Source organism: uncultured Psychrobacter sp. (assembly GCF_947495825.1).
In the GTDB taxonomy this organism is placed as follows: Bacteria; Pseudomonadota; Gammaproteobacteria; order Pseudomonadales; family Moraxellaceae; genus Psychrobacter.
Genome location: NZ_CANMAH010000003.1, coordinates 212,484 through 235,336, shown reverse-complemented (window position 1 = coordinate 235,336; position 22,853 = coordinate 212,484). Strand labels below are relative to the sequence as shown.

Below are 22,853 nucleotides of genomic sequence, written 5' to 3'. Positions count from 1 at the left end.
AATTATTTTGTAAGCTTAACCTTTTACATTAATTGAATACTGTATACAACTTATCTTTTTTAGACATATTAGGTGGGTTACGCATTCGCTAACCCACCCTACGCTAAAATCAAAATTACGTCCAAGCTTTATTAAGACCTCTATAGACCACCCTTTACAGTCATTACCCCAATCTGCTATCCACCCACCTCCGTCAAAACACAACTGACGACAATGTCCCTATAAAACTATTTACACTTTGGTCTAAAAACGTTCTATATTACTTATTAGGTCTTTTTCAATAACTAAAACAGGGATGCTGACGATGTTACAGATAATAGCGAAACAAACCTCAAAACAAACGATGAAAATTATGGCTGTAGCTATCATGGTTGCAGGGGTGGCCGCATGTAATGATGATGATAGCGAAGCCGTATTTGTTACTGTACCTACATACGGTGAGTATGGTACTGATACGGCACTGACCTTGGCGCGTGATTATCCGGGTCGTTATATGGGATCGAGTACCGAGCTTGCCGCTGCTCAATATATGAAACAGCGCATGACCTTTGGCGATAATGGCGATGAGGTGATACTACAGCCTTTTACCTTTGTCGCCTCTAGAGGGCCATTTGCTGATCAATCGATTACCAGTCAAAATGTGGTCGTTACTCACGAAGGCACAGAAAATACCGGACGAACCTTATACGTAGGCGCTCATTATGATTCGGCAACGCAGTATCCTAATTATATCGAGCTTGAAGGATTAGATGACAATGCCTCAGGTTCTGGCGTACTAAGCGAGCTGGTCTATCATTTTAACGGAGTCAATACCGCAGATACGATTAAATTCGTGGCATTTGGCTCTGAAGAAGGCGGACTGCAAGGTTCCAAGGCATTTGTAGAAAGCTTAAGCCAAGATGAGATTGACAATGCCATCGGCATGATAAATCTAGACAGCTTGCTCACAGGCGATAATATGTATGCCAACGCTGGGGACAATAGTTACGACGATGACGGCAATGAGATCGCAGCCAACGTCAAATTACGCGAAGCGGCGCTGCGTATTGCAAACGAGCTTAACCTTGGCTTGCAAGTAAATCCAGCTATCATTCCTCCGGGCGAAACCGAACCTTATAAACCTCTTGGCGTTGGCTGTTGTAGCGATCAAGAGTCATTTGACAGTATTATGCCTGTCGTCGCCTTTGAAGCAACCAACTGGAGCTTGGGACCAGATTTTGATGGCTATACGCAAACGGATAATCCTGATATTCCCGGTGGCTATTCATGGCACAACCCAGATGTGGATAACGAAGCAGTATTGACGCAAGCATTGGGCGAGGAGCGGATCAAACAGCGCATGAGTGCTTTTGCTCAAATTGTTACCAAACTTATCGCAGAACAAGTACAAGCTGAGTCTATTCGATAAAACAGTGCTTAATATTAGTAATCAATAGCAATACTCAAGGTTAAAGGTAATAGTCTACCTTTAACCTTTTTATTTAAAATGACTATCTTTCTATCCTTCTATTACATCTCCATTGAATTCCAACCTTGCATGGGCAACAATAGCTGCTACTAACAATCTCCATAATAAAAAGGACACCCAATGAAACTGCGCATTCTAAAGTCTGCCGTGACCAACCCGTGGTTTAACCTCGCGACCGAAGATTGGATATTTAACACGCTGAATCCCGACTCGCACACGCTATTCTTATGGCGCAATAGCGAGACCGTGGTTATTGGGCGCTCGCAAAACCCGTGGGTAGAATGCAAAATTGACAAAATGGAAGAAGACGACGTGTTTTTGGCGCGGCGGCAGAGTGGCGGCGGCGCGGTGTTTCATGATTTGGGCAATACCAACTTCACCTTTTTATCGCCCAAAGCCGACTACGACCAAGACGCAAACTTTACCATTATTATTAACGCGCTTAAGAAGTTAGGCATAGATGCAGATTTATCTGGGCGTAATGATATGCAAGTTGGTGATAAGAAAATATCAGGCAGCGCCTTTAAACATGCCGCCGATCGCAGCTTTCATCATGGTACGTTACTTGTCAATGCCAACATGCAAAAGCTCGGCGACTATCTCAACCCCCATCCGCTTAAACTCAAAGCCAAAGGCATTAAATCGGTTCGTGCGCGCGTTGCTAACCTGATTGAGTTTAACGAGAATATCAATCACGAGACTTTATCGGATGCGATTATCGAGGCGTTTTACGAATATTATAATGATACCGCGCCAGTAGAAGAGCTGGATGAAGCCAGTCTCGCCAAGCAGCCAGCTCTCAATAAATACTATCAACAAATGGCAGATTGGGATTGGCGCTTTGGTAAGACGCCTGAATTTAGCCATCATATCGAGACGCGATTTGATTGGGGCATTATTGATTTGCACCTTGATGTCAAGCAAGCAGTCATTAGCGAGGTGGTCATCTTCTCTGATGCGCTAAATGTGGAGCTGATCGACTTGTTGAAGCAGACTTTAACGGGCACTAAATACAATCGTAGTGAGGTAAAAGCTAAGCTTGCTGAGTTGGCAAACTCGCAACCTGAGTTGTCAGCGCAAGTTAGCGATTTTGGGAAATGGTTGATTAGCGAGATGGAAGGTTAGATTATAGAGTTGATGGTTCACAATCCTTGTAAAATATATATTTATTCTTCCTTATAACAGCCTATTAAGGTGATTAACCATGTTGGACAATCAAGACTCTATAGATAATGAGCTGAAAATAAAGATACCTAAAAGATCTAAGTTTATTGCTATAGGATGGCTTCTTACCTGCGGGGTCATTTTTTCATTTTGGCTAAATTGCTCTCCTGATAATACAGTACGTTCATTATCTCTTGGCGACATTGGCGCATTTTTATCAGGAATATTTTCTATTTTAGCTTTTTATGGATTTATAGAGGCTTACCTAATTCAAAGTAAGGAGCTTAGACTACAGCGATTTGAACTTAAAGAGTCGATTAAGGCTCAACAAGGTTCTGAACAAGCTCTCAAAGAGCAATCAGAAGCACTAAAATCTCAACTGAAGATTAATGAAGAGCAGTTTAATCTTTACTTGTTAGAGGCAAAGTCAAAAGTACCTATTTTTATTTTTTCTAAAATACATTACTTTAACGTTCAGCTCTTAGAGCAAGCAACAGATAAAAAATATAAGGTAAACTTACTAGAGGGCGCTCCAGAGTTAAAAAACCTTGTGATGAGTACTTACTTCATTACAGAAATAAATTTTTCAATAAAGGTAACTAACAAAGGTGGTGGTGGAAAATTAATAGATGTAAATCTATTAGAAAAGCCCCGCGATTCATGTTACTTTCAAGAAGTCATATTTCAAGTTATTGATAGTAAAAATACTGAGATATGCGATACATACCTTATAGATTTTAAGCTTGCAACCATGCCAGAACACTCTTTTCTTTCTATAACTGATGATGATTTTAAGGCATTTGTAATAAGCATTATCGAAAACATAAAAATTGAGACTATCTTTAGAAACTATGAAAGATCTTATAAACAAAAATATCAAATCTGTAGAACAAATACATTTGACAGAACTATACAAAACCCTAACTATTCAATTCAATATTTTGAACAATTTGAAATACAGCAATTACTAAAACATGGTTACAGAATAGAAGTTTTTGAATAAAGCGTAATTATATTAACTGCTGTTTCTTAAAAACGGCAGTTAATCATATCCCTGCCGCCTCATAACTAACTCAAGTAAATCTGCTAAATCCCTGCCGCGACCTCAGCCCCATCACGAATGGCGCGTTTAGCGTCCAGCTCAGCAGCCAGCTTCGCACCGCCAATCAAATGATACTGCGCGTCTGGCGCATCACCAACGTTTGGCATCAGCTCAACCACTGACTCTTGACCGGCACAGACCACCACGCTATCGACACGTAATAGCTGGCTTTGACCTTGGTTATTGGTTATCCAGATACCTTCATTAGTGATTTTTTCGTACTGTGCACCCGATACTTGGATGACGCCATGCGATTTGACATGAGCGCGGTGTACCCAACCTGTGGTTTTGTTGAGGCCGCGACCCAAGCGACCTTTAGTGCGCTGCATGAGGTACACTTGACGAATAGGCGTGATGCCTTCAGGTTTAAGCAAACCACCCTCAGTTTGATAGTCAGTATTATCCGTGACACCCCACTCTTCACGCCACTCATCTATCGACTGCGCCTTTGGACGATAGCTCGGATCTTTTAGCGTCTCAGGAGCTAGCTCATCGAGTGGCTGACCATGACGCGCAGTGAGATATTCGCTGACGTCAAAGCCAATACCACCAGCGCCAATGACAGCGACCGTATCACCGACTGATTTCTCACCAGATAGCAATTCTGCATAGCTCATCACTTGTGGCAAATCAGCACCTTCAAGCTTGCCTTTTAGGCTTCTCGGTACCACGCCCGTTGCAACGATGACATGATGGAATTTGGCTTTCTCGAGCATTGCCTTATCGACTTTGGTATTGAGTTTAATTTCAACGCCTAAATGCTCAAGCTCATTGATATAGTAGCGGATGGTCTCAAAGAATTCTTCTTTGCCTGGGATGACTTTAGCGTAGTTAAACTGCCCGCCCAAGATATCTTTTGCTTCAAACAGAGTGACGTCATGACCACGTAGCGCGGCAACATGCGCCGCTGACATGCCAGCGACACCGCCACCGATGACCGCGACTTTTTGCGGTTTTTTGGCTTTTTTATAGACCAATTCTGTCTCATAGCAGGCTTGCGGATTGACCAGACAAGTTGAGCGTTTGTTCTCAAACGTATGGTCGAGACAAGCTTGGTTACATGCGATACAAGTGTTGATGCGGTCAGATTCACCGTTTTTAGCTTTATTAACCCAGTTTGGATCCGCTAAGAATGGACGTGCCATTTGAATCAAGTCCGCTTGTCCGCTCGCGACGATGGCTTCGGCAGTATCTGGCATATTGATACGGTTGGCCGCCATCATTGGGATACTGATGTGTTTTTTAATCTCAGCAGTAAAGTCAACAAAGGCTGCACGTGGTACGCTCGTCACGATCGTTGGGACGCGCGCTTCATGCCAGCCGATACCAGTATTCATGATAGTCACGCCCGCTTCTTCTAGCGCTTTAGCGACGGTAATGACCTCATCCATGACGTTGCCGTCTTTGACTAAGTCAATCACTGACAAGCGAAATAGAATAATAAAATCCTCACCTGCCGCTTCGCGCACCGCTTTGACCACATCGACAGCGAATCTCATACGATTATGAATATCACCGCCATATTTATCGGTACGCTTATTGACATGACGCGATAAAAACTGATTGAGCAAATAACCTTCAGAGCCCATGATTTCGACACCATCATAGCCCGCTTGCTTGGCAAGTTTTGCGCAGCGTGCATAGTCTTTCACCGTCTGCTCGATGTTTTTAATGCTCATTTTGCGCGGTTTAAACGGAGTGATTGGTGACTTAATAGGACTTGATGACACGATAAATGGATGATAACCGTAGCGACCACTGTGCAAGATTTGCATGATGATTTTGCTGTCATATTTATGCGCCGCTCGAGTGACTCGCTGATGGTTGATGACATCAGCTCTCGTATTCATGGTGCCGCCAGCAGGCAACAGCCAACCTTCACGATTGGGCGAGATACCGCCGGTGATCATCATTGCCACACCGCCTTTGGCCCGTTCTGCAAAATACGCCGCCAGTTTACCGTAGTTATAAAAACGATCTTCAAGCCCTGTATGCATAGAGCCCATAACCACACGGTTTTTGAGAGTGGTAAAGCCCAAATCTAACGGCTCAAATAGATGCGGATAATGCTCAGCTGCATGGCTAGCATCCAAAGTCATGTCAGTGCTGGCAATACGATCAGAAGTTTTGGTGTTTGAGTTTTCTGGGCTTGCAGTATCATGGTTGGCGCTCATATCATTATCCTTATGAATTAATAGTTTATAGCTGTTATAGTTTGTTCACTATGATATGAATACATGGGCAATATCATATATTATACGGTGACATCGCCTGCGTTTGACTCTCCTGTGTCCATATCGTTGTAGATGAGGTATATTGTGCTTAAGAATGGTAAGTATTTGATGATTCAATATGCATTCTATCGTAACACACCGCTATTATTATCAGCTACGCAGACAAACGACTGGTGAGTGAACACTATATTTTCTGTATTTAACTTCCGTATATGTCACTTAGTAAATTGAGGCTACAGAACAAACTCACTTATTGATGATAGCTATCTATAATAAATGGGCTACCTGTTGATGAAGATAGCTATTAGCAGATAAAATCTAGTATGAGAACGACAAAACTACAATACGTTAAAGATAAAGGACTATCCTTATGACCGACTTTCACACAGGTCTTGGCAAAAACGAAGCCAATTATCAACCACTTACTCCAATTGACTTTATTATCCGTAGTGCACAGGTTTATCCTGACAAGACTGCCATCATTTATGACGATCTAGAGCACAATAGCCTCACCCAAACGTGGCAGCAAACTTACGATCGTTGCCGCCAGCTGGCAGATGGTTTGCGTAAGCTTGGTATCGATAAGAATGACACAGTCGCGGTTATGATGCCGAACACGCCAGCGATGGTTGAGTGCGCGTTTGGTGTGCCGATGTCAGGTGGCGTATTGTGTACGTTGAATACGCGTCTCGATATCAATGCCTTGACCTTTTGTCTACAGCATTCAGAAGCCAAAGTCTTAATCTTGGACAGTGAGTTTGCTGAACATGCTGAGATTATCGATGAAACTTTTCCAAACTTGATCGTCATTCATGCAACAGATGCTGCAGTCGATGTAGAGCGTTTTGGACGGATGAGCTATGAAGAATTGGTTGCCAGCTCAGACAGTCTAGATAATTGGGAAAAGCCTGCGGATGAATGGGAAGCGATTGCGCTCAATTATACATCCGGTACGACGGGCAAGCCTAAGGGCGTCGTCTATCACCATCGCGGTGCCACGCTTAATGCTGTCTCCAATATTCTAGATTGGGATATGCCCAAACACCCCATGTACTTATGGACACTACCCTTGTTTCACTGTAACGGCTGGTGTTTTCCGTGGACCATCGCTGAGCGTGCTGGTGTCAATGTCTGCTTACGTAAAATCGATGCCGACTTAATTCTTCAGCTCATTGCTAAGCATAAAGTGACGCATTATTGTTCAGCGCCTATCGTACATAACATGATTGCTGGCGGTAAGCCTGAGTATAAAGAAGCGATTAACCACGAAGTCAAGGGTTGGGTCGCTGGTGCGCCGCCGTCTGAAACCATGCTAGCGGCTATGGAGGCGATGGGCTTTCATATCTCGCATGTGTACGGTCTAACTGAAGTGTATGGACCAGTTACCGTCTGTGCTGAGCAAGCTGAATGGGATGATCTTGATGTCGCGGCACGTGCGCAAAAAAAGTCGCGTCAAGGCGTGACCTCGCATTTGATGACTGGATTTGAGCTGTTTAAGCAAGGTACCACGGAACCGGTTGCCGCCGATGGTGAAGAGATGGGTGAGCTGGCACTACGCGGTAATATGGTGATGAAAGGTTATCTTAAAAGCCGTAAAGCGACTGAAGAAGCCTTTGCAGATGGTTGGTTCCGTACGGGTGATTTGGGCGTCAAGTATCCTGACGGTTATATCAAAATCATGGATAGACTCAAAGACATCATCATCTCAGGCGGTGAAAATATCTCGAGTATAGAAGTCGAAAACGTCTTATATAAATTACCTTCGATTCAAAGCTGCGCGGTAGTCGCTGCTCCGCATGATAAGTGGGGCGAAGTACCAGTCGCCTTTATCGAGATTCATGAAGACAGCACCTTGCAGCGCGATACGGTTATGGAGCACTGCAAGCAACATTTAGCCGGTTTTAAAGTCCCTAAATACATTATCTTTGCCGAAATTCCAAAAACCAGTACCGGTAAAGTGCAAAAGTTTGAGCTGCGTCAAGCGGCCATCTCACTTGCTCATGAGACGCCAAAAGTAACGTCTAGTGCAAAATAGCTCTTGAATTTGAGTTGTAAGCTATTGCATGCTTAAGCTTAAATCACAAAATAAGTCACAAAAAAAAGGCTCAATCTATTCTCTTAGACTGAGCCTTTTTTTATTTTAGACTTCTTTTTTACTAACCAATCTTGTCATTAGCCAAGCCTACGTTCATTAAGCTTACGTTAATTAAGCCTAGGCTCAAGCCACTGAAAAGCAAGCATACCTGTTATCATCGCTGGGATAAATACATAGGCCTGCCATTGTCCAGTGCCAAGCAGCACAATACCTGGCCCCGGGCAAATACCAACCAATCCCCAGCCGATACCAAATAGCATCGCACCGATTAACAATTTTTTTGTGATGACTGTTTTGTTTGGCATATCAATTGCGGTGCCAATCCAGCTGCTCTTTTGCCGTCTGGCTAACTGTACGCCAACGATGGCAACTGCTAGGCCGCCGCCCATCACTAGGGCTAGAGAAATATCCCAAGCACCAAAAACGTCCAAAAAGCCTTGTACTTTAACAGGATCGGTCATACCTGATATCAGCAGCCCAAACCCGAATAATAATCCAGCCAGTAATCCAATTATATTTTTTAGCATTATTATATCTCGCTATCATCTTTTATTACGCTATCATCTTTTATTAAAAGTATCGAACGCCGTCTATGCAATACGCTATCTAAGCCATTTTGCATTTATAGTAACCCTAGTACATGACGACCGATATAGACGGTCACGATACCAAAGAGCATAAAAGTCACTGTCGCTGCTATAGAGCGCGGTGACATACGCGCATTGCCGCAGATGCCATGACCACTTGTGCAACCTGAACCTAAGCGCGTACCAAAGCCGACTAGCAACCCTGCTGCAATCAGCAGCGGTAAAGAGGTGCTGACTTCTATGTCAGGCAAAGGTCTGAACGCACTATAGAGTAAAGGCGAGATGATTAGACCAGCAATAAATAGAACTTGCCACATCTCCACGCGCCTGGGTTTGAGCAAACTTGAAAAGATGCCACTAATGCCAGCAATACGCCCAATACCCAGCAGCAAGATGACAGTCGCCACTCCTAGCATCAAACCACCTACTAAGGATATGGGCGTAAATGCTTGCCAGTCCACTTGTATACTCATAACGGTTTACTCACTAGTTTTATTAATTATTTAATAAATAATCTATTTATTAAAATACATTATATTATAAAATATAATAAAAAGCCAAAAAAATACTGAGCACAAAGTCTCAGTATTTTTTGGCCAAAAGCCGCTTAGTAGATACAGATATTATTTAGCTAATACTTTATCAAGTACTGACTCAAAACGTTGTACCGCACCGTCGATATCCGTTAGCTTATCTAAGCCAAATAAACCTAAGCGGAAGGTTTTGAAGCTATCAGGCTCACCCACTTTTAATGGTACGCCAGAGGCGATTTGCATGCCAGCTTCAGCAAAAGCACTACCTTTATGCATATCATCACGTTCAGTATAAGAAACGACGACTCCTGGCGCTTTAAAGCCTTCAGCAGCGACGCTCTCAATGCCTTTATCTTCTAGCACTTTACGGACACGCTTGCCCAATTCCCACTGCGCATCACACAGCTTATCAAAACCGATCTCTTTAGCTTCATTGATAGTATCGCGGAACTGACGCAAGCTATCTGTTGGCATGGTGGCATGATAAGCATGGCCACCATTTTCATAAGCGCGCATGATGTTTAGCCACTGCTTTAAATCAAGGCTAAAGCTGTTTGACTCGGTATTGTCTACTTGTTTGACGGCAGCATCGCTTAGCATGACGAGTCCAGCACATGGGGTGCTGCTCCAGCCTTTTTGCGGGGCGCTGATAAGCACATCAATACCCAACTCTTTCATATCGAGCCAGACGCAACCTGAGGCAATACAATCAATTACTAATAAGCCGCCAACGCTGTGTGTCGCATCTGCTAACGCTTTAATGTAGTCTTCTGGCAAGATGATACCGGCTGAGGTCTCGACATGCGGAGCAAAGACGATCGCTGGTTTTTGTTCTTTAATCTTAGCCACAGCGGTTTCGATATCGACAGGTGCAAATGGTTTTGGCGTATCGGTATCTTCAGTACGGTCAGCGGTTAGGACCGTAGATGACTTAGCAATGTTGCCTTTTTCTAAAATTTGCGTCCAGCGATAACTAAACCAACCATTGCGGATGATTAGACAGTCTTGATCTTTGGCTAGCTGCATGGCGACAGCTTCCATTCCGTAAGTGCCAGAGCCTGGAACAATAGCGACTGCTTCAGCGTTATAGACTGACTTTAGCTCGCTAGATAAGTCATTCATTACTTGCTGAAAGACTTTAGACATATGATTGAGGGCGCGATCAGTATAGACCACTGAATATTCTAATAAACCTTCTGGGTCGATATCTTGACGTAATGCAGTCATGGAACTCTCCTTGTTTGTTGTTAGATTATGTAGGTATTGATAAGTCATAGCGATAATTAATCATAGTGACAATAAATCATAGTGACAATAAATCTCAAAATCTCGATTATAATATGATTTTTGTACTAAACTTAGGTAATAACGTAGACACCATTCACTGAGTAATATGTATTGAATAATGCATACTAAGTAATGTAAGCAATGATAGAGGGTATGACATAGGATTGACGATATAGCACTTTATCCTAGCGCTATTGCCGTTGTTGGTTATGTTTTTTATAACTTAGGCTTTATAAACCTTAAGTGACATCTGTGTCATTATTGATGCTACGCAGCGGTAGGTGGATAAAAATGATCACTGATTCTTGTCTATGCAAAATATATCAAACGAAAATGAGCGCAGACATACTTAGAGCAAAGTGCGTCACATATCGTGAACCAATATCTTTATAACAGCTTGATAGTAGCACTGATAATGACGGTTGACAACGGTTTGTTGGCGTCATAATGGCGTCTATACAATAGATAACTTATTGACGACCAAAAAGCGACTATTACCGCTTACGGTAGGCATCATGTAGCCCCGATACCACAAACTCGAGCAACTCACTATCACCCTCGCGAGCCGCTTTACGCATAAGCTTTGATGGTGCATGAGTGAGCGTCTGAGTAAGACGCCGTGATAGCTCAGTGATGATATCTTCGGGACTAGCTTCGCCTTGCTCAAGCTTGGCTATGGACTCATGCAGCAGTTTATCGACTTGGGTACGCGTGGACATACGATAGTGCTGGATCTCTTTTCCTACTTGCTTGACTTGAAAGCTACGCTCCATCTCTACGACCAATTGACTGACCAACAGCTCAGCATCGACAGCAGCTTGTCTACGCTGCTCGATATTACCTGCGATTACATGCTGCAAGTCGTCGACAGAATAAAGATAAACGTCATCAATACGACTAATCGTTGAGTCGATATCACGCGGTACGGCCAAGTCAATCATTAGTATTGGTCGATAGCGCCGGCGTTTTAGCGCTTGAATGGTCAGCGGTTTATCAATTAACAAATCCATACTGCCGCTGCAGCTACTCACCACATCAGCTTCTGCCAGTACTTGCGGCAGCTCTTGTAAGGACCTAACCTCCACGCTGCGACTAGGATGACGCAGCTCTGCCGCTAGAGCTTCGGCGCGCTCAGGATTGCGATTGCAGATGATAATTCGCCCCACTCCAAGCCCTGCAATATGAGTCGCGACCAAGCGATTCATCTCACCTGCTGCAACCACTAATAGAGTACGGCTAGGTAAATCGTCAAATATTTGAGTGACCAATTTGGCTGCTGCAAAGCCGAGTGATACCGCCTGAGCGCCAACTTGGGTTTCATTACGCACACGTTTGGCCGCTGCAAAGACCTGATCAACAATCCAGCCTAGCTGATTACTGAGTGCTTTTTCGTCCTGCGCAAGATGCACGGCTCGTTTAATTTGACCGAGAATTTGCGGCTCACCCAATATCATAGAGTCAAGACCCGCTGCTACTCGTAGCCAATGAGTAAGCGCATGTGTGTCGCGATGTACGTAGAGATAATCGTCAATTTCGGTCAATGGCAACTGCTTAAAATCAGCAAGCCATGTTTTAATCTGCATGATATGAGCGTTGATGGATGCTGAAAAAGCATGGGAGCTGGCAGTAGCATCCTTACCGAGTGCGTTACTTGCGGATGTTTGAGAAGCTGATATTTGAGGCACTAGGGCATAAATTTCAGTACGATTACAAGTTGAAACTATCACGCTACCATCAGTAAAGGCTTCTAACTGTTCAAGAGCAATATTTACATCATCACCCACGAACGCCAGACGCTCACGTAAAGCGACTGGTGCGGTTTTGTGATTGACCCCAATGACCACTAATCTCATTATGATAGACCATAAACATAACGCTCACCTACCTAATCATTATAGTGTGCTCAAGATATGTTGCAGCATACTACAATCAAAGATTAGCTGGTGCATAGACGTGACGTTATTGATTTGAATAGGTTATATAGCAGATACTATAAATATAAAACCGCTTATTATATCATTGTTACCAGTTTTATTTAATACCTGCTCACTTGCGATAGCTATTCGCTTGTATCTGGGCGCATGACTAACAAATCAACTGTCATACAAGCTTTTACGAAATATTATTGTTAGATATGCAGAGTATGACCTGTCACCACCGACAAACTAAAATTAAAAACAGCCAGTATGCTATGATTGACACAGCTATTATCAAGAGCGTTTATCTAATCTCTTTGTTTTTTGGACATAGCGCCTATTTTAGCGCGTCCTTAGTAGTGGTTATTTTTCATCATATTCTGTTAATCTTAGTTTTAGCTGTTGGGTAACATGAGTACTATTGTTTAGTATCTTGATAGGCTTTTATAATGAAATGTCTTTTTTATTAGTGAATACCCTTACTCTATGATCTTTTTTGGGTGGTTGTTTCAATCAAAATTTACGCTATCGTTTATATACGATCGTCAATTTAATGTTCAATATTTATTAAATGATATGATGAGTCGTCTACGTAAGCGCCGTAAGCTAACCTTGCTGTTGGCTGCATGGCTATGTGTTGGAACTTCTGCTCATGCAAATTTTGTCGCCACCCCATCACTAATATGTACACCTAAGACAGTCATCGTCGATATAGATCGCGACTCGGCTCGTCATAACATCGAAAAAAACAGTACTCGACATACCACGTATCATAAAAGCAATACTGATTTGATGGTATTTCCATTGAACGCCAACTTAGCCGGCACTGATGACCGCGACCAATTGAAGAATGATTTAAGAGACCAAACAGTAGATAGCATAGTCAATACTGCCAAGCTGCCTTCAGCGACTGTCCTACAGCCAGAGCTTAGAGAGCCTAGTTTATATGCCTTACTAAATGCAGAATTTGCCGCTGATCGCGGTGACATTGAACGAGCGCTAACGCTTTATAAGCAGCAGTCTTTTAAAGAAGATGCAACGGCAGTATTTGAGCGCGCGCTGAGCTTATCGCTACGTCATGACAATGTCGGGGACTCATTACAGTTTGCCAAAATGTGGCAAGATCAAAACCCTGACCATGTACCAGCTTGGTTTTATGTGGCACATTTGGCACTTAAGGCTCACGATTACACCCTAGCCGGTCAGTCCTTAGAGCGTATTTTACGTTATGATCCCCGTACTGATTTGAGCGACATACTAATTGGTATTTATCCCACGACAGACAGCGATCAGCGTGAGTTGTTAGAAGCCTTGCAGCCTATTAATAGTGAGCAAAACGCTTCTTTATCGGTGTTAAAAGCAGGACTGCTCTATCAGTTTAATGAGCCTGAGATAGCCATTATCCATATCAATAGGGCTTTGTTACATCAGCCTGATTATGTACCTTTTATTACCCTAAAAGCCGATATCTTACGCAAAACCGAACCGGCCGAGACGGTGCTTAATTATGTTAGCCAAGCACGCCTACGTAATCCTGATAGCAAAAGCTTATATTTGTACGAAATCCGCTATTTGCTTGATCTAAAGCAAAGTCAAGAAGCCCTACAGTTACTGCTTGATGCCCATCAGCGCTTTGATGATGCAGAGATTACTTTATTGGCCGCTTTAGTCAGCTTGGATAACGAAGAGTACCGTAGCGCTGACCGTCTCCTAAATGTACTGGCAAAAACCCCTACTTATCTTGATCAAGCATATTATTATTTAGGTATTAGTGCAGAGCGCCAGCAGCGCTTTGAACAAGCCAAATCCTATCTAAAGAGTGTCATGCAAGAAGATTTGGTACTGGCAGCACGCAAAAAAGTAGTGGATCTTGAATTATTGGATGGCAATATTGACGCTGCAATTGACACATTGGTTGATCTGCGTAAACAGTTTACCGTTTTTGCTCCCGAAACCTATGTCTTACAAGCCAATATTCTATGGCAGCATGATCAGGCCGAGGAAGCCCTACAGTTATTGACTCGCGTTAGTCGCAAGTACCCCAATGATCAATCCATACTGTTCGCCCGTGTACAACTGCTCGATGATCGTAGTGACTATATTATCAAGCGTACTTTACTTAATCACTTGCAAGCGCTAGATCCTAGCAATCTATCTTACCAGTTAAGTTATGCCCAATTACTTTTATCTAATGATCAAAACTCCGAACAAGGCTTAGAGCTTGCACAAAACATACTTCAGGTTCGTTTCGATGATCCTCGCTACGATAACGAGCTGCATTTGCAGGCACTAAATGTGCTGGCTAGCAGCGCTTTGGCCAACGAAAACTACGCACAAGTCATCGATTATCTAAAAACCCCTTACGATGTGCTGCCAACGCTGCGTTCAGGTGTGCTTTTGCTACGCGCCTATCAAGGACTGGGCGAAAGCGCAAAGGTTAATGCTCTACTTGCGGACTTGCAGCAGCGTTTTTCGTTTGGACAACACAACGTCAATGACCGCGTACAACTTTATTAAAAATTGTTTGGGTAACCATGCCTATTTGTTTTTAACATATACAATCGTTACTCATGTGACCAATAAGTCTCTAACAACAGCGTATAACTGAGTAACAAATTGAGCGTAATATTTTTGCTCATTCACTATTTGATCATTAACTATATTAAGTTTGCAAATTTTTGAGGTATACCTATGTCAGCCTTTTCACCAACACTTTTTTCAACCCCAAAGCTTTCAGCCATAAAACGCTCTCAATCTAAAAAAACTGCTGCATTTAGCGCAGCGATCACTGCGTTATTGATTACTTCTGGCTGTCAATCTTTGCAGAGCACGAGTACTAATGCTGGCCCTTCAACTATGGTGCAAGCTCAAAAGCTTAATAACTTTAACATTACAGGCAAGATTGGTGTGACCACGCCTGCCAATAGTACGACTAATACAAGCGCGCAAGGTGGTAGTGCCTTTTATGCTTGGGGACAACAAAATGAGCGTTTTGCCATTGAATTGATCGGCGCGTTAGGTATTGGTAAAACCAATATCGAATATAACGGTCAAACAGCAACCTTAGTTAGTGAAAAAACCGGCACTTTGACAGCTGACGACCCTGAGACCTTGCTACAAAAAGCCACTGGTTGGCAAGCGCCTATTTCACAAATGCCGTATTGGATATCTGGACGCCCAGCACCCTCAGACAGCGCTCCGCAGCTTGATGCGCAAGGTAGGCTGATAAGCTCGGTCAATGGACGATGGACAGCAAGCTTTACTTACAAGGGGACAGATAAATTGCCTATGAAGATTAGCGCTGTGCAGCCAGAAGGCCATAAAGTTATCATGACCATCAATCATCAAAGCAGCCAATAAATATAACCAATGATGATTGATAACGCCTCGTCCTTAAGCGCGCCTATCACACGTTTATCTCCTGCCAAAATAAATCTGTTTTTGCATATTACAGGTAAGCGTGCTGATGGCTATCACAATCTGCAAACGGTTTTTCGCCTGCTCGACTGGGGCGATTATCTGCATTTTTTCGTGGCAGACACTACAGTCGCGATAGATGGTCAAAATGCAGATACACTCTGTCATCAACTGCTAAGACTCTCTGGCGCAGATACGATCACAGCGAGCCTAGCCGACAATCTAATTTTTAAGGCTGCACGTGCGTTATTAATAGCTGCCATAGACTCAAACCAGCTACCTAAGCAGCTTACGCCAGTGTATATCGATTTAGACAAGCGTTTGCCCATGGGTGCAGGCTTGGGCGGCGGCTCTTCTAATGCGGCGACGACACTACTTACTCTTAATGAGATTTGGCAGCTTAATTTTACCCAAAATAAGCTGATAAACATCGGTGCGACAGTGGGTGCAGATGTACCGATTTTTATCTTTGGGCAAGACGCTATCGCCATGGGTATTGGCGAGCAGTTGACTGCTATTGATTTACCAAAGCAGCGGTATCTCATCTTAACGCCTAAGGCGCATGTCAGTACCGCTAAGCTGTTTGCCCATCCGAAACTACAACGAGATATCGCGGCACTATCAATTGAGACGATGAAAAACCAGTCCAATGCTTATGTGCAAGACTTACAGATGCCTTATCATAATGTCTTCACGCCTGTAGTGACCAGCCTTGCTCCTGCGGTCAATAAGGCATTACAGTATTTGCAAGGGTTAGAAAAAGTAGCGCTCGGCACAGCACGGATGACCGGCTCTGGTAGCGCGGTGTTTTTGCCATTAGATAGCAGTATCATGGATGATAAAGAGCTTTTGGCAAGATGGATTGCAGATGCGCCTTGCCCTGCTTATGTGGTAAACAATCTGTCATGTAGCGGCTGATATAGTGCCTAAAAGTGCATTTTAGGCATCAAAAAGAGGCTACTTTAGTAATATTAGAATTTATTAATTTTGAATAATTGCCATAAAAAGGCGTAAATTACTTGCAAAATCTAAAAATTTACTTATAATAGGTCGCCACAATAGGGGTATAGCCAAGTTGGTAAGGCATCAGGTTTTGATCCTGACATCCGTTGGTTCGAGTCCAGCTACCCCTGCCATTTTTAGTTTGGATTGCTAGTGATAGCAATTGACAACACCTTCTCAATTTCGGTATAGTTCGCAATGAACACCGTTTGGGAACGCCGTCCTAGACGGTTGATAGGTAGCGACGCTTGACTAATAATTAACTTATTAGCACTCAGCGCTCGTACTACCTAAACATTACAGGGGTATAGCCAAGTTGGTAAGGCATCAGGTTTTGATCCTGACATCCGTTGGTTCGAGTCCAGCTACCCCTGCCATTTTTTACTGTAATAGTAGTCTTCAACTATTTTCACCACTCTTTTCTTTATTTGGGCAGTTAGACACTGCTTAGTGGTCGCTGCTTAAGTCAATAAATAGGACTTCAGTCATGCCTTATTTGGCAATTTTTACGGGCAATGCCCATCCTGAACTTGCGAAAACCGTCGCCGACCACCTACACATCCCTCTTGGTAAAGCTGACATCACGCGTTTTTCTGATGGCGAAATTGCTGTGGAAATCAAAGAACACGTACGTGGTAAAGACGTGTTTATCATGCAGCCAACTTGTGCACCGACCAACGACAATTTGATGGAAATCATGATGATGGCCGACGCCTTGCGTCGTTCTAGTGCTGGCCGTATCACTGCGGTTATGCCGTATTTTGGTTATGCACGTCAAGACCGTCGTCCACGCTCTGCTCGCGTACCTATTTCAGCTAAGGTTGTCGCTGACATGCTAAACATCGTCAGTATCGATCGCGTCATGACAGTAGATTTGCACTCAGATCAGATTCAGGGTTTCTTTGATATCCCTGTAGACAACATCTACGGCACCCCTGTCCTATTAAAGGACTTACAAAAGCAAGATTACGACAACATCATGGTGGTATCACCTGACGTTGGCGGTGTGGTACGTGCTCGTGCGATGGCCAAACAATTGGGCGACACCGACATGGCGATCATCGATAAGCGCCGTGCCCGTGCCAATGAGTCACAAGTAATGCATATCATCGGTGATGTCCGTGACCGTGATTGTGTCATTGTTGATGATATGGTCGATACCGCAGGTACGCTATGTAAAGCAGCTGAAGCCCTAAAAGAAAACGGTGCGCGCCGCGTGTTGGCTTACATTACTCACCCTGTCTTATCAGGTAATGCGCTAAAAAATATCTCTGAGTCAGCACTTGATGAAGTGGTCGTGACCGACACCATTCCATTATCACCTGCTGCCCAATCATGTAGCAAGATTCGTCAAGTCAGTATTGCACCGATGCTCGCTGAGAGCTTACGCCGTATCAATAATGAAGAATCTATCAGCGCGATGTTTGATGCTTAAGTTGCTTAGATTTTAGTTGTTATAAACTAACCGTTGAATTTTAAAACAGCGCCAAGTCATAAAACTTGGCGCTGTTTTTGTGTCAGCGTTTTGCGTAGGTCTTTATTATTGCTACAAAACCACGTATAATGCGCGCCTGTGCTGACCGTTTGTATTATTTAATCGGCTAGCATTCTCAAAGTGCTGATCATGCTTAGAAGTAACGACTGCTATGATAATGAATATCATAAAAACCGTTGCTGCTAGCAAATGGCTAATGTCATTGGTTGCAAGCTTTGTTTGCAACAACCAATCTTAGCTATCATCACCCATTAGTGGATTGGTCGCAAATCCACTTTTTTATGACCAGACACTTCATTTATTTTTCTATAGGATTATATCCATGAGTACTAATCATTTCTCATTAAATGCCGTTGACCGCTCTGCTGAACAGCAAGGTAAAGGTGCGAGCCGCCGCCTACGTAAGCAGAACCTAGTGCCTGCTATCATTTATGGTGGTGGCGAGGAGCCAACAGCTATCTCTTTAAAACTTAACGAGCTAGTAAAGTCACTTGAGTTTGAAGCTTTTTTCTCGCACATTTTGACTATCAATGTCGATGGCGAAGAGCACCAAGCAGTTATCAAAGACTTGCAGCGTCACCCAGCTAAAGGCTTCCCAATGCATGCTGACTTCCAGCGCATTGTAAAAGGTCATAAGATTCACATGAATGTTCCTGTGCATTTCTCTGGCCGTGAAGAAGCGCCTGGTACTAAAGCTGGTGGTATCTTATCTACGCTCGTTTCTGATATCGAAATCGTCTGCTTACCATCACAGTTACCTGAGTACCTAGAAGTTGACGTATCAGGTATGGAAATCGGTGATCTGTTCCGTTTATCAGATATCGACTTGCCTGAAGGCGTTATTATCTTCGATCTTGATATGGAAGATGCGCATGACCGTACTATCGTTAACATGCAGCCACCAACGGTTGAAGAAGTTGACGAAGATGCTGATGAAGTTGATGCTGATGAAGTGCCAGCAACTGAGCAAAGTGACAAAGCTAATGAAAGTAAAGACGGCGAAGAGTAAATATTACTCGTTGCTTTATTAATGCTATGATGTTCTATAGCAGTAATTGTCGACTTTCTTACTACTACTAAAGACAGTAGGTATTAAATACAGCAGGGGATCAATGTCTCCTGCTGTTTTTGTAAGTGCCATTTATTAAAGCTAAAATAGCAACTGCGGTTTGATGGCAGATTTGTCGTCATATCTTGTTTTAATCTATTTATTCTATTAATGCAGAGTATAGTCATGTCCATAAAACTTATCGTCGGTCTTGGCAATCCTGGTCAGCAGTATATGTTTACACGCCATAATGCAGGGTTTTGGTTTGTCCATCACTTGGCGCAGCAATTTAACATTACACTCTCACCTGACAAAAAATTCCATGGCGTGACAGGACGCGGACAAATTCATGGGTCTGATGTGCGATTACTTATGCCTCTAACCTTTATGAATAAATCTGGTCAATCTGTCGTACCGATGGTCAACTTTTATGGTATTGATAATGATGAGTTACTGATTGCGCACGATGAGCTAGACATTCCTGCTGGCAGTATTAAGCTTAAAACAGGCGGTGGTCATGGCGGTCATAATGGCTTACGTGACGTTACTCCACATATCGGCAACGACTTTCATCGCTTGCGTATCGGCATTGGCCATCCAGGACACAAGTCTAAAGTAAGCGGTCATGTCCTCTCAAAAGCTTCTCCTGATGAACAAATTGCAATCGATAGTGCACTTACGGCAGCTTTTGAGGCACTGCCTTTATTATTAGATGGTGATATTGAACGCGCGCGTTCGCAAATTAATAGTTTTAAACTACCTGCCTAAACGGTATGATACTTTTGGTTAAATTTACCTAAAACTGATGATGCTATCTTGGCTTTATCAGTCGGTAGGTAGCACAAACTTTATAAGGTCTTGATTTAGCCTTTAATTTTTGTGCATCCGTCCCCATTAACTGATTACTTTTGTTACGCTAAGGAAGCAATTCATGCTACTTAATATGCTCAAATGCAAATTGCACCGTGCCCGCGTCACCCATGCTGAGCTGCACTATGAAGGCTCATGCGGTATCGATGGCGATTTATTAGATCTTGCAGGATTACGCGAGAACGAATCTATCGACATCTATAATGTCACCAACGGTAAACGCTTTCGCACCTACGCTATTCGCGCTGAAGCTGGCTCTGGCATCATCTCATTAAATGGTGCTGCCGCTCATATGGCAGACTTAGGTGATATCGTCATTATCTGCGCTTATGCTCATTTTGATGAAGTTGAAGCCTCGACCTACCAGCCAAAACTGGTCTATTGTAATGAAGATAACACGGTCAAAGACACCGCAAATATCATCCCTGTACAGGTTGCTTAACAGTTTCTAAAGTGTCAAAAGCACTTATCTTTATAGATAGCCAATAGTAGACTTTGCAAAACTATTTATCTCGATACAAAAGCTGAATCCAAATTGTGGTTCGGCTTTTTTTATATCAATTCAAATTTAATAATTCATTATTTGTAAAGGAAAGTACTCATGTGGTTGGCAGGTGTTGCAATACTGATTGGTTTGGCCATTCTGGTTTGGAGTGCTGATGTATTTATTGATGGCGCAACTGCATTAGCAAAGACGTTAGGTGTACCAAGTTTTTTGATTGGGGTCTTGATTTTAGGATTGGGCACATCAGCGCCTGAGATGGTCGTATCAGTCTTAGCAGCGCTAGACGGCAGTCCTGAGCTTGCCTTAGGTAATGCTTATGGCTCAAATATTATTAATATTGCGTTAGTCTTGGGGGCAACAGTCCTTATCAGTCCTATTATTATTCATAAAAGCATTATAGCGCGTGACTTACCTATGCTATTACTCGTTACTGCTCTAGCAGCGTGGCAATTGCGTGATGGCGTACTCAGCTTGAACGATGGTATCTCATTATTAGTCTTATTAGTCATTGTCTTGAGCGTTCAAATCGTGCTGAGCTTGCGTGAAGGCCGCTCAAAGCCTAAAAACAATGTCATCGAAGCCACTCATACAACAAAAAGTATGACAGCAACGAACACCACCATAGAGAACATGGACATAACAAGCTCTGACTCGGGTTATATAGAGCCAAGTTTGGCACGAGGTTTGGGTAGCTTGTTTGTGGGTATGTTGATGTTGGTCTTAAGCTCACGAGCGATTGTCTGGGGCGCGGTCGAGATGGCAACATTTTGGGGATTAAGTGAGTTGATTATTGGTTTGACCATCGTGGCTGTAGGCACGTCTTTACCAGAGCTGGTAGCAAGCCTTGCAGCAGCGCGTCATGGGGAGCACGATATGGCACTTGGCAATATTATTGGCTCAAATATCTTTAATACGTTAGGAGTGGTAGGGCTAGCAGCCGTTATCGCACCGATTACAACCAATCCAATGGTCTTATCTCGTGATGTGTTCGTAATGGCGCTAATTACTTCTCTACTCTTTTTAATGTGTGTGTTTGCTTTTATATCCAATCGAAAATTTGGCCGTACCTCTGGCGCTACGATGATAATGCTATTTATCGGTTATACGGTGTGGCTGGCTCAAACCGCCATTGTATAAAAGGCATCAGCATCATCGATAGGCTTATGATGCTGAAGTCTTTTGATTATTTGTTCTGTTTGCGATTTTTAAAGCCGCGCCATAGACCTTCATGAGCAACTTTTGGCATCTTTAAGGTAATGGTGTTTGAGAGCATATCTTGTACTGCAAGGCCGCGACGATTAAACAAGCAAAATACGTAGTTAAAGACCAAACCCAAAAAGGCACTAGTTAGCAAAATAGCACGCGACCCACCTATTAAGCTGCCAATAATAGCAAAAATTAATGGCATTAATGCAGCTGCTAGAATGCGCTTAAACGATTGGCCCCACGTTAGCAAATGCCCGGCATTGTTGACGGTTTTTAGGCGCCATGTCTGCATACCTAATGTCTGACCACCGCGACGCCAAAACACTCCATAGAAGGCCACTAGCGTCAATATAAAGGATGGTGTCATGATGACGTTTTGATACCAGCTTGGTAGCGACTGCGCCTCTTCAGACTGCGTCCCTGTCTCCATAGTCAGCAGCGTCCCTATTACCGTCAGCATCGTTCCTACCAAGAATAACAATGCTAAGATCAACATACCGTCGTATAAGATCGCAATGACTCGGGTTGTCGGTTTGGCAATAGTAGGCTCTTCGGTTTGAGGGACGCGCTGTTGAGAGGTATTCTTTCTTTGAGGCTTTGACTTAAGGACAGTTTTTGGTGTACTTTTTGACATGATACAAGCTCATAGCAAGCGAAAAATAATGACTCTATTGTACCGTAATTTGGGTGTGTAACGTACACTTATACCAAGCCCAAAAATAGCAGACATAAAAAAATCGCCAAATTGTCATAAGACAGGCGATTAATTTAATCTTTAGCTCGAAGCTTAATAAGACAAGCTAGTATGCAAATGGTGCGCCTGGAGAGATTCGAACTCCCGACCCCTTAGTTCGTAGCCAAGTGCTCTATCCAACTGAGCTACAGGCGCGTATTTTGCACAACATCTACTGTATTTTAATTATC

Annotated in this window: 18 protein-coding genes and 3 tRNA genes; 14 read left to right on the top strand and 7 right to left on the bottom strand. The window is 43.2% G+C overall.

The window, feature by feature from the left end:
- Positions 1-352 precede the first annotated feature (352 nt).
- From Q0895_RS05290 to Q0895_RS05280, 3 genes are all read left to right on the top strand, one after another.
- Complete coding sequence (locus Q0895_RS05290; RefSeq protein WP_299186120.1) at positions 353-1,408, top strand: M28 family peptidase; 1,056 nt, start codon at positions 353-355, stop codon at positions 1,406-1,408.
- A 180-nt stretch (positions 1,409-1,588) separates the two neighbouring features.
- Positions 1,589-2,593: a lipoate--protein ligase gene (locus Q0895_RS05285; protein WP_299186117.1), complete on the top strand. Its 1,005-nt coding sequence runs from the start codon at positions 1,589-1,591 to the stop codon at positions 2,591-2,593.
- 79 nt (positions 2,594-2,672) lie between these two features.
- On the top strand, positions 2,673-3,635 hold the full coding sequence (locus Q0895_RS05280; protein ID WP_299186114.1) for a hypothetical protein: 963 nt from the start codon (positions 2,673-2,675) through the stop codon (positions 3,633-3,635).
- A gap of 83 nt (positions 3,636-3,718) precedes the next feature.
- Here Q0895_RS05280 and Q0895_RS05275 read toward each other — a convergent pair whose 3' ends face one another.
- On the bottom strand, positions 3,719-5,833 hold the full coding sequence (locus tag Q0895_RS05275; RefSeq protein ID WP_299186242.1) for an NADPH-dependent 2,4-dienoyl-CoA reductase: 2,115 nt from the start codon (positions 5,831-5,833) through the stop codon (positions 3,719-3,721).
- A 505-nt stretch (positions 5,834-6,338) separates the two neighbouring features.
- Here Q0895_RS05275 and Q0895_RS05270 point away from each other — a divergent pair.
- A complete protein-coding gene (locus Q0895_RS05270) occupies positions 6,339-8,003 on the top strand; it encodes an AMP-binding protein (protein ID WP_299186112.1) in 1,665 nt (554 codons plus the stop codon).
- Between the two features lie 167 nt (positions 8,004-8,170).
- On the opposite strand, the gene Q0895_RS05265 is transcribed toward Q0895_RS05270, so the two are convergent.
- The 4 genes from Q0895_RS05265 to hemA form a co-directional block, all read right to left on the bottom strand.
- Positions 8,171-8,590: a DUF6691 family protein gene (locus tag Q0895_RS05265; protein WP_075103374.1), complete on the bottom strand. Its 420-nt coding sequence runs from the start codon at positions 8,588-8,590 to the stop codon at positions 8,171-8,173.
- A gap of 95 nt (positions 8,591-8,685) precedes the next feature.
- Positions 8,686-9,123 (bottom strand): YeeE/YedE family protein, encoded by a 438-nt coding sequence (locus tag Q0895_RS05260; protein ID WP_058367933.1) that lies wholly within the window; start codon positions 9,121-9,123, stop codon positions 8,686-8,688.
- Between the two features lie 150 nt (positions 9,124-9,273).
- Positions 9,274-10,410, bottom strand: a complete 1,137-nt coding sequence (locus Q0895_RS05255) for an aminotransferase class V-fold PLP-dependent enzyme (RefSeq protein WP_299186104.1) — start codon at positions 10,408-10,410, stop codon at positions 9,274-9,276.
- A gap of 554 nt (positions 10,411-10,964) precedes the next feature.
- On the bottom strand, positions 10,965-12,323 hold the full coding sequence (gene hemA / locus Q0895_RS05250; protein WP_299186101.1) for a glutamyl-tRNA reductase: 1,359 nt from the start codon (positions 12,321-12,323) through the stop codon (positions 10,965-10,967).
- Positions 12,324-12,962: 639 nt separating this feature from the next.
- Here hemA and Q0895_RS05245 point away from each other — a divergent pair.
- The 10 genes from Q0895_RS05245 (at position 12,963) to Q0895_RS05200 (ending at position 21,860) form a co-directional block, all read left to right on the top strand.
- Positions 12,963-14,903 (top strand): tetratricopeptide repeat protein, encoded by a 1,941-nt coding sequence (locus Q0895_RS05245; RefSeq protein WP_299186099.1) that lies wholly within the window; start codon positions 12,963-12,965, stop codon positions 14,901-14,903.
- A gap of 174 nt (positions 14,904-15,077) precedes the next feature.
- On the top strand, positions 15,078-15,746 hold the full coding sequence (gene lolB / locus Q0895_RS05240; protein WP_299186098.1) for a lipoprotein insertase outer membrane protein LolB: 669 nt from the start codon (positions 15,078-15,080) through the stop codon (positions 15,744-15,746).
- 12 nt (positions 15,747-15,758) lie between these two features.
- Positions 15,759-16,721 (top strand): 4-(cytidine 5'-diphospho)-2-C-methyl-D-erythritol kinase, encoded by a 963-nt coding sequence (gene ispE / locus Q0895_RS05235; RefSeq protein WP_366139913.1) that lies wholly within the window; start codon positions 15,759-15,761, stop codon positions 16,719-16,721.
- A 142-nt stretch (positions 16,722-16,863) separates the two neighbouring features.
- Positions 16,864-16,939: transfer RNA gene (locus tag Q0895_RS05230), tRNA-Gln, on the top strand.
- A gap of 167 nt (positions 16,940-17,106) precedes the next feature.
- Positions 17,107-17,182: transfer RNA gene (locus Q0895_RS05225), tRNA-Gln, on the top strand.
- 110 nt (positions 17,183-17,292) lie between these two features.
- Positions 17,293-18,240 (top strand): ribose-phosphate pyrophosphokinase, encoded by a 948-nt coding sequence (locus Q0895_RS05220; protein WP_299186094.1) that lies wholly within the window; start codon positions 17,293-17,295, stop codon positions 18,238-18,240.
- A gap of 382 nt (positions 18,241-18,622) precedes the next feature.
- Positions 18,623-19,309, top strand: coding sequence for a 50S ribosomal protein L25/general stress protein Ctc (locus Q0895_RS05215; protein ID WP_299186092.1), 687 nt, complete (start codon positions 18,623-18,625; stop codon positions 19,307-19,309).
- Positions 19,310-19,534: 225 nt separating this feature from the next.
- Positions 19,535-20,116, top strand: coding sequence for an aminoacyl-tRNA hydrolase (gene pth, locus Q0895_RS05210; RefSeq protein WP_299186089.1), 582 nt, complete (start codon positions 19,535-19,537; stop codon positions 20,114-20,116).
- Positions 20,117-20,279: 163 nt separating this feature from the next.
- The gene (gene panD / locus Q0895_RS05205; protein ID WP_010196068.1) at positions 20,280-20,660 is read left to right on the top strand and encodes an aspartate 1-decarboxylase; all 381 of its coding nucleotides are present in this window, start codon (positions 20,280-20,282) and stop codon (positions 20,658-20,660) included.
- Between the two features lie 159 nt (positions 20,661-20,819).
- Complete coding sequence (locus Q0895_RS05200) at positions 20,820-21,860, top strand: calcium/sodium antiporter (protein ID WP_299186086.1); 1,041 nt, start codon at positions 20,820-20,822, stop codon at positions 21,858-21,860.
- Positions 21,861-21,906: 46 nt separating this feature from the next.
- On the opposite strand, the gene Q0895_RS05195 is transcribed toward Q0895_RS05200, so the two are convergent.
- Positions 21,907-22,563, bottom strand: a complete 657-nt coding sequence (locus Q0895_RS05195; RefSeq protein ID WP_299186084.1) for an RDD family protein — start codon at positions 22,561-22,563, stop codon at positions 21,907-21,909.
- A gap of 178 nt (positions 22,564-22,741) precedes the next feature.
- Positions 22,742-22,818, bottom strand: a tRNA-Arg gene (locus tag Q0895_RS05190).
- Positions 22,819-22,853 lie beyond the last annotated feature (35 nt).

Bases quoted from the DNA above. Each gene is read 5' to 3' on its own strand.
- Q0895_RS05290 (WP_299186120.1), top strand. From the start codon at position 353: ATGGCTGTAGCTATCATGGTTGCAGGGGTGGCCGCATGTAATGATGAT.
- Q0895_RS05285 (WP_299186117.1), top strand. From the start codon at position 1,589: ATGAAACTGCGCATTCTAAAGTCTGCCGTGACCAACCCGTGGTTTAAC.
- Q0895_RS05280 (WP_299186114.1), top strand. From the start codon at position 2,673: ATGTTGGACAATCAAGACTCTATAGATAATGAGCTGAAAATAAAGATA.
- Q0895_RS05275 (WP_299186242.1), bottom strand. From the start codon at position 5,833: ATGACTTTGGATGCTAGCCATGCAGCTGAGCATTATCCGCATCTATTT.
- Q0895_RS05270 (WP_299186112.1), top strand. From the start codon at position 6,339: ATGACCGACTTTCACACAGGTCTTGGCAAAAACGAAGCCAATTATCAA.
- Q0895_RS05265 (WP_075103374.1), bottom strand. From the start codon at position 8,590: ATGCTAAAAAATATAATTGGATTACTGGCTGGATTATTATTCGGGTTT.
- Q0895_RS05260 (WP_058367933.1), bottom strand. From the start codon at position 9,123: ATGAGTATACAAGTGGACTGGCAAGCATTTACGCCCATATCCTTAGTA.
- Q0895_RS05255 (WP_299186104.1), bottom strand. From the start codon at position 10,410: ATGACTGCATTACGTCAAGATATCGACCCAGAAGGTTTATTAGAATAT.
- hemA (WP_299186101.1), bottom strand. From the start codon at position 12,323: ATGAGATTAGTGGTCATTGGGGTCAATCACAAAACCGCACCAGTCGCT.
- Q0895_RS05245 (WP_299186099.1), top strand. From the start codon at position 12,963: ATGATGAGTCGTCTACGTAAGCGCCGTAAGCTAACCTTGCTGTTGGCT.
- lolB (WP_299186098.1), top strand. From the start codon at position 15,078: ATGTCAGCCTTTTCACCAACACTTTTTTCAACCCCAAAGCTTTCAGCC.
- ispE (WP_366139913.1), top strand. From the start codon at position 15,759: ATGATTGATAACGCCTCGTCCTTAAGCGCGCCTATCACACGTTTATCT.
- Q0895_RS05220 (WP_299186094.1), top strand. From the start codon at position 17,293: ATGCCTTATTTGGCAATTTTTACGGGCAATGCCCATCCTGAACTTGCG.
- Q0895_RS05215 (WP_299186092.1), top strand. From the start codon at position 18,623: ATGAGTACTAATCATTTCTCATTAAATGCCGTTGACCGCTCTGCTGAA.
- pth (WP_299186089.1), top strand. From the start codon at position 19,535: ATGTCCATAAAACTTATCGTCGGTCTTGGCAATCCTGGTCAGCAGTAT.
- panD (WP_010196068.1), top strand. From the start codon at position 20,280: ATGCTACTTAATATGCTCAAATGCAAATTGCACCGTGCCCGCGTCACC.
- Q0895_RS05200 (WP_299186086.1), top strand. From the start codon at position 20,820: ATGTGGTTGGCAGGTGTTGCAATACTGATTGGTTTGGCCATTCTGGTT.
- Q0895_RS05195 (WP_299186084.1), bottom strand. From the start codon at position 22,563: ATGTCAAAAAGTACACCAAAAACTGTCCTTAAGTCAAAGCCTCAAAGA.